A 5,915-nucleotide genomic window follows, 5' to 3' on the forward strand; every position below is an offset into this window, starting at 1 on the left:
GCAGGAAGGCAGCCTGTTGCGGCTACTGCCGGGCCATCGACTGCATGTCCGCGAGGTGTTCGTGCTGTACTCCTCGCGGCGCTACCTGGACGCCAAGATCCGCACCTGGGTGGACTTCCTCAGGGAACGCCTGCCCCTGGCGTTCGAGCGTGACCGGGCGATCCTCGACGATCGGCGCTACTGGGCGGAAAGCCCAACCGGCGTAGCGCGCGAGACCGCGACCTAACGTCTGGATCGATAGGTATCCTCAAAAACATATACTGGTTTTCGATTGATCGAGGGAGGAACATGGCTCATCCGAGTCATGAGGTGAATCATGCTACCGACTCTCTATATTTCCCACGGCTCACCGATGCTCGCCCTCGAACCGGGCGCCAGCGGCGTACAACTGCGCCGCCTGGCTACAGAGCTGCCGCGGCCGAAGGCGATCCTGGTGGTTTCCGCGCACTGGGAAAGCGACGACCTGCGAGTAACCGGCGCCGCGGCGCCGGATATCTGGCACGACTTCTACGGCTTTCCGCCGCCCCTCTACGCCGTGCGCTACCCGGCCAAGGGCGCGCCGGCGCTGGCGCAGCGGACGATCGAACTGCTCCAGGCCGCCGGCCTGCCGGCCCAGGCCGACCCACAGCGACCATTCGACCACGGCACCTGGGTGCCGCTGAGCCTGATGTACCCGCAGGCGGACATCCCGGTGCTCCAGCTGTCCCTGCCGAGCCGCCTCGGTCCGGCCCTGCAGAGCCGCGTCGGCCAGGCCCTGCGCCAACTGCGCGGGGAAGGCGTGCTGCTGATCGGTTCCGGCAGCATCACCCACAACCTGGGCGAACTGGACTGGCACGCCGGACCGGAAGCCATCGCGCCCTGGGCGCGGGAGTTCCGTGACTGGATGGTGGAAAAGCTCCAGGCCGACGACGAGGCCGCGCTTCACGACTACCGCCGGCAGGCGCCCTGGGCGGCGCGCAACCACCCCAGCGACGAGCACCTGCTGCCGCTGTTCTTCGCCCGCGGCGCGGGCGGCGGCGGGATGCGCGTCGAGCACAGCGGCTTTACCCTGGGCTCGTTGGGGATGGATATCTATCGCTTCGATTGACAGAGCTTCTCGTGGGACTGGCGGAGAGCATTGGCTTCCCGCCGCAAGCTGGGTGGACTCGGCTGGCAGCCAGGAAATCGCGAGCGATATAGTCCTGTAGCGCGGATAACGCCATAGGCGTTATCCGCGATGTCATGGATAGGCGGCAGATCAGGGCTTCGGTATGTGCAGGTCTGGCATGCACGACGTGGTGCCTGCCCTGGCGGCTGGGCGAGTCTTTTGTTTCCTTTAGACGCTTGCCAGAGGGACTCGCCCGGGGTGACGAAACGAGAAGCCGGGGCAGGCGCGAAAAACAGCCCGGCCAGCAAACATCAAGCCCATGAAAAAGCCCCGCCGAAGCGGGGCTTTTGTTCATCGCGCTGGACCTCAGTCCTCGCGATAGCGGCGCAGGCGCAGGGCCTTGCCGGCGACGCGGGTGTCCTTGAGCTTGGTCAGCAGGCGCTCGAGGTTGGCCTCGGGCAGTTCGATCAGGCTGAAGGTATCGCGAATCTGGATGCGACCGATGTCCTCGCGGGACAGGCCGCCCTCGTTGAGGATCGCGCCCAGCAGGTTCTTCGCTGCGACCCCGTCGCGCGCGCCGAGGGCGGTGCGGCAGCGGGCACGGCCTTCGCTCGGCGGCGCCATCGGACGACGCTCGCCGCTGCGCTCCGGACGCTCGCCGCGTTCGCCACGGTCGGCACGCTCGCGCGGTGCCGATGGGGTCAGCGGCTGTTCGCGGCGCACCGACTCCAGGTCCAGCGCCTTGCCGGCGGTCAGGCGCGCCAGCAGTGCGGCGGCCAGGGTCTCGGCATCGCAGCCGAGGCGACGGCACAGCTCGTCGCGCACCGCGCCGCGCTGCTCGACGGCGCTGTCGAGCAAGGGCGTCAGGCTCGCGGCCAGGCGCGCCAGGCGGGCCTCCAGTACGGTCTCGGCATCCGGCAGGCGGACTTCGCCGACCTTCTGCCCGGTGACCCGCTCGATCACCTGCAGCATGCGCCGCTCGCGCGGAGTCACCAGCAACAGCGCGCGCCCTTCCCGACCGGCACGGCCGGTACGGCCGATGCGGTGCACGTAGGACTCGGGGTCGTAGGGCATGTCGATGTTCAGCACGTGGGTGATGCGCGGTACGTCCAGGCCCCGGGCAGCAACGTCGGTGGCGATGACGATGTCCAGCGAACCGTCCTTCAGCGACTCGATGACCCGCTCGCGCTGGGCCTGCGGCATGTCGCCGTTGAGCGCGGCGGCGCGGTAGCCCTGGCGCTCGAGCAATTCGGCGTAGTCGAGGGTGGCCTGCTTGGTGCGGACGAAGGCGATCAGCGCGTCGAACTGCTCGACTTCCAGCAGGCGCTGGATCGAACCGGCCTTCTGGTCGGCATGGACCATCAGGTGGACCTGCTCGATGCGCGCCACGGTCTGGGTCTTGGCGGCGATCTTGACGTGCTTGGGCTGCTTCAGGTGGCGCTCGGCGATGCCACGGATGGACGCCGGCAGGGTCGCCGAGAAGAGCACGGTCTGGCGCGATTCGGGAAGCGCCTCGAAGATCACTTCCAGGTCGTCCATGAAGCCGAGCTTGAGCATCTCGTCGGCTTCGTCGAGCACCAGGCGCTGGACGGTGGCCAGCAGCTTCTCGTCGCGGCGCAGGTGGTCGCACAGGCGGCCGGGGGTAGCGACGAGGATCTGTGCGCCCTGGCGCAGGGCCTTCAGCTGCGGCCCCATGGGCGCGCCGCCGTAGACGGCGACCACGCCGACGCCCGGCAATTGCTTGGAATAGGTTTCGCAGGCGGTGGCGACCTGCAGGGCCAGCTCGCGGGTCGGCACCAGCACCAGCATCTGCGGCTCGCGACGGCTCGGGTCGATGCGCGACAGCAGCGGCAGGGCGAACGCGGCGGTCTTGCCGGTACCGGTCTGCGCCTGGCCGATCATGTCGTGGCCTTCGAGGATCAGCGGAATCGATTGAGCCTGGATAGGCGAAGGCTCTTCGTAGCCTACGGCGACGATTGCCGCGAGCACATTGGGGTGAATACCGAGCGCGGCGAAGCCGACGGTTTCCTGAGTCATGGGTTTGCCTCGTATACATCCGCAAAGACCCATGACCCATGGCTGCTCATGCCCTGTACGGCCGAAACGGCCACCCAGGCAGCTGGGGCGGGGATTTGCGAGATTGCTTTTGAATTAGAAGATTACGTAAAGGAAATCCGCAGAGCGGATACACAGCCAGAGCACAGCGCTCCGAAAAATGCAGGTCCTGAACGGGGTCAGTTTTGACCGGCGCGCATCATACCGGAATTTTGACGTTTGTGTGCGTTTTTTCCGACATGCGTCATCGGAGAGACTGACAATGGACATCCCGATTCCAGACGTCTATACCGACGTTGCCCGCCCCCCGCCAGGAAACCGCCGCATGAACGACACCCTCCCAGGACGCATCAGCCGCGAACGGCGCGGCCACCTGCTGCTGCTCGGCCTCGACCGCGTGGCCAAGCGCAACGCCTTCGACCTGCCGATGCTCGACGACCTGGTCGCCGCGCTCGGTGAATACGAGGCCGACGACCAGTTGCGCTGTGCCCTGCTCTTCGCCCACGGCGAGCATTTCACCGCCGGGCTGGACCTGGCCAATGTCGGCGAGACCTTCCGCCAGGGCTGGAAACTCCCCGAAGGCGCCGTCGATCCCTGGGGCACCTTCGGCGGCCGGCGTCCAAGCAAGCCGCTGGTGGTGGCCGTGCAAGGCTACTGCTACACCATCGGCATCGAACTGATGCTGGCGGCCGACATCAACCTCTGCGCCAGCAACGCGCGCTTCGCCCAGCTCGAAGTGCAGCGCGGAATCCTCCCGTTCGGTGGCGCGACACTGCGCATGCACCAGGTCGCCGGCTGGGGCAACGCCATGCGCTGGCTGCTCACCGGCGACGAATTCGACGCCCACGAAGCCTATCGTCTCGGCCTGGTGCAGGAAGTCACCGCCCCGGAAGACCTCCTCGACCACGCCGTCGCTCTCGCCGAACGGGTCGCGGCCCAGGCGCCGCTCGGCGTGCGCGCCACCCTCGGCTCGGCGCGCCAGGCCCTGCTGGAAGGCGAAGCGGTCGCCGCCGCTGCGTTGCCGGAAGCCGCCAGGCGCCTGCTCGACAGCGAGGACGCCAAGGAAGGCCTGCGCGCGCTCCAGGAACGCCGCCCGGGACGCTTCGAAGGACGCTAGACTGGACCCTTGTCCGCGCGCCCTGGCTACTGGGCCGGGCGCAGGCTGTCGATATAGCCCTGCAACGAATAGCCGAGTTGCGGCTCCAGCGCCGCGGCACGCGTCCGCAGGGCTTCCTGGTCGAGTTCGAGGGCCAGGTTCGCCGGCACCAGCATCACCACGTTGCCCTCGGCCACCGGACACTCCCAGTAATGATGGTGATAGCGCCCGCGCAGCAGCGGCGCGCCCAGCGGCTTGCCATCGGTACCGCTCCACTGGTTGATCACCAGCCAGCCATCCTCGGCGAGGCGCTCCTGGCAGGCGCCGAGGAAATTCCAGGCCAGGTGCGCGGCCGACGGGCCGGTATCGGTATAGAGGTCGAGGAAGATCAGGTCGGCCTCCGCGCATTCGCCCAGGCTCTCCAGTGCATCGCCGATGCGCAATCGCAGGCGCGGGTCGTCGCGCAGCCCCAGATGCTCGCGGGCCAGGCGCGGAATCGCCGGGCGCAGCTCGATGGCCTCGGCCTCCTCCAGCGGCAGGTGGCTCAGGCAGGCCTGGGTCAGGCTGCCGGCGCCGAAACCGAGGAACAACGCGCGACGCGGTTGCGAATGACAGAGCCCGCCGAGCAGCATGGCGCGGGTGTAGTCGTATTCCAGCCAGGCCGGATCGGGCATGAACACGCAGCTCTGCTCGACACCGTCGCCGAACTCGAGGAAGCGATAGTCGCCGGACTCGATGACCCGGATGACCCCGTATTCGTCGCGCTCCTCGACCAGCAGACGTTCTTCGCTCACCACTCACCTCCCCCCGCCGCTTCGCCGGCTATCGCCAGGCGCTCCGGCAAAAGCACCGCAGCATAGCAAAGCCGGCCCGACGATGGATTTCCGCTATTGCAACGATCGCTGGCGGCGCTGCGGCGAGCTGCTCTACCATGCCGCAATCCGCTTTCCCGAGCATTGCCAAGAGTCGTAGATGAGCCAGTCCTGGAGCCCCGAGAGCTGGAGGGCCAAGCCGATCCAGCAACAACCCGAGTACCCCGATGCCGCGCACCTGGCCAGGGTCGAGCAGACCCTCGCCGGATACCCGCCGCTGGTCTTCGCCGGCGAGGCTCGCGAGCTGCGCCGGCAGTTCGCCGAAGTCACCGCCGGACGCGCCTTCTTGCTCCAGGGCGGGGATTGCGCGGAAAGCTTCGCCGAATTTTCCGCGGCGAAGATCCGCGATACCTTCAAGGTACTGTTGCAGATGGCGGTGGTAATGACCTTCGCCGCCGGCTGCCCGGTAGTGAAGGTCGGGCGCATGGCCGGCCAGTTCGCCAAGCCGCGCTCCTCCGGCGACGAAACGCAGAACGGCGTGACCCTGCCCGCCTATCGCGGCGACATCGTCAACGGCATCGGCTTCGACGAGAAGAGCCGCGTGCCGGACCCGGAGCGCCTGTTGCAGGCCTACCACCAGTCCACCGCCAGCCTCAACCTGTTGCGCGCCTTCGCCCAGGGCGGCTTCGCCGACCTGCACCAGGTGCACCGCTGGAACCTCGACTTCATCGCCAACTCGGCGCTGGCCGAGCGCTACCAGCAACTCGCCGACCGCATCGACGAGACCCTCGCCTTCATGCGCGCCTGCGGCCTGGACAGCGCGCCGCAGCTCCGCGAAACCAGCTTCTTCACCGCCCACGAAGCG

5 protein-coding genes and 1 pseudogene are annotated in these 5,915 nt (G+C 67.7%); 4 read left to right on the forward strand and 2 right to left on the reverse strand.

What is annotated here, in order from left to right; genetic code table 11:
* Together FFS27_RS27070 and FFS27_RS27075 are read left to right on the forward strand one after the other, a co-directional pair.
* Positions 1-226 (forward strand): annotated as a pseudogene (locus tag FFS27_RS27070) (LysR family transcriptional regulator); the annotation flags it as partial.
* Between the two features lie 90 nt (positions 227-316).
* Positions 317-1,087 carry a DODA-type extradiol aromatic ring-opening family dioxygenase gene (locus FFS27_RS27075; RefSeq protein WP_003109673.1) on the forward strand — a complete coding sequence of 257 codons (771 nt, stop codon included), beginning with the start codon at positions 317-319 and terminating at the stop codon, positions 1,085-1,087.
* A 366-nt stretch (positions 1,088-1,453) separates the two neighbouring features.
* Here the strand turns inward: FFS27_RS27075 and FFS27_RS27080 are convergent, their stop codons facing one another.
* A complete protein-coding gene (locus FFS27_RS27080) occupies positions 1,454-3,157 on the reverse strand; it encodes a DEAD/DEAH box helicase (RefSeq protein ID WP_003119873.1) in 1,704 nt (567 codons plus the stop codon).
* Positions 3,158-3,467: 310 nt separating this feature from the next.
* Between FFS27_RS27080 and FFS27_RS27085 the strand changes: the two genes are divergently transcribed.
* Entirely contained in the window at positions 3,468-4,259 is a 792-nt protein-coding gene (locus FFS27_RS27085; RefSeq protein WP_015502711.1) for a crotonase/enoyl-CoA hydratase family protein, read from the forward strand.
* Positions 4,260-4,285: 26 nt separating this feature from the next.
* Here FFS27_RS27085 and FFS27_RS27090 read toward each other — a convergent pair whose 3' ends face one another.
* The gene (locus FFS27_RS27090) at positions 4,286-5,035 is read right to left on the reverse strand and encodes a spermidine synthase (RefSeq protein WP_003130813.1); all 750 of its coding nucleotides are present in this window, start codon (positions 5,033-5,035) and stop codon (positions 4,286-4,288) included.
* Between the two features lie 175 nt (positions 5,036-5,210).
* Between FFS27_RS27090 and FFS27_RS27095 the strand changes: the two genes are divergently transcribed.
* On the forward strand, positions 5,211-5,915 hold a 705-nt coding region (locus FFS27_RS27095; protein ID WP_137952329.1), incomplete at its 3' end, for a 3-deoxy-7-phosphoheptulonate synthase.

The organism is Pseudomonas sp. 2VD, from assembly GCF_005503585.1.
Classification (GTDB): domain Bacteria; phylum Pseudomonadota; class Gammaproteobacteria; order Pseudomonadales; family Pseudomonadaceae; genus Pseudomonas; species Pseudomonas aeruginosa.

Excerpts from the sequence above, each read along its gene's own strand:
- FFS27_RS27080 (WP_003119873.1), bottom strand. The coding sequence starts at position 3,157 with ATGGGTCTTTGCGGATGTATACGAGGCAAACCCATGACTCAGGAAACC.
- FFS27_RS27085 (WP_015502711.1), top strand. The coding sequence starts at position 3,468 with ATGAACGACACCCTCCCAGGACGCATCAGCCGCGAACGGCGCGGCCAC.
- FFS27_RS27075 (WP_003109673.1), top strand. The coding sequence starts at position 317 with ATGCTACCGACTCTCTATATTTCCCACGGCTCACCGATGCTCGCCCTC.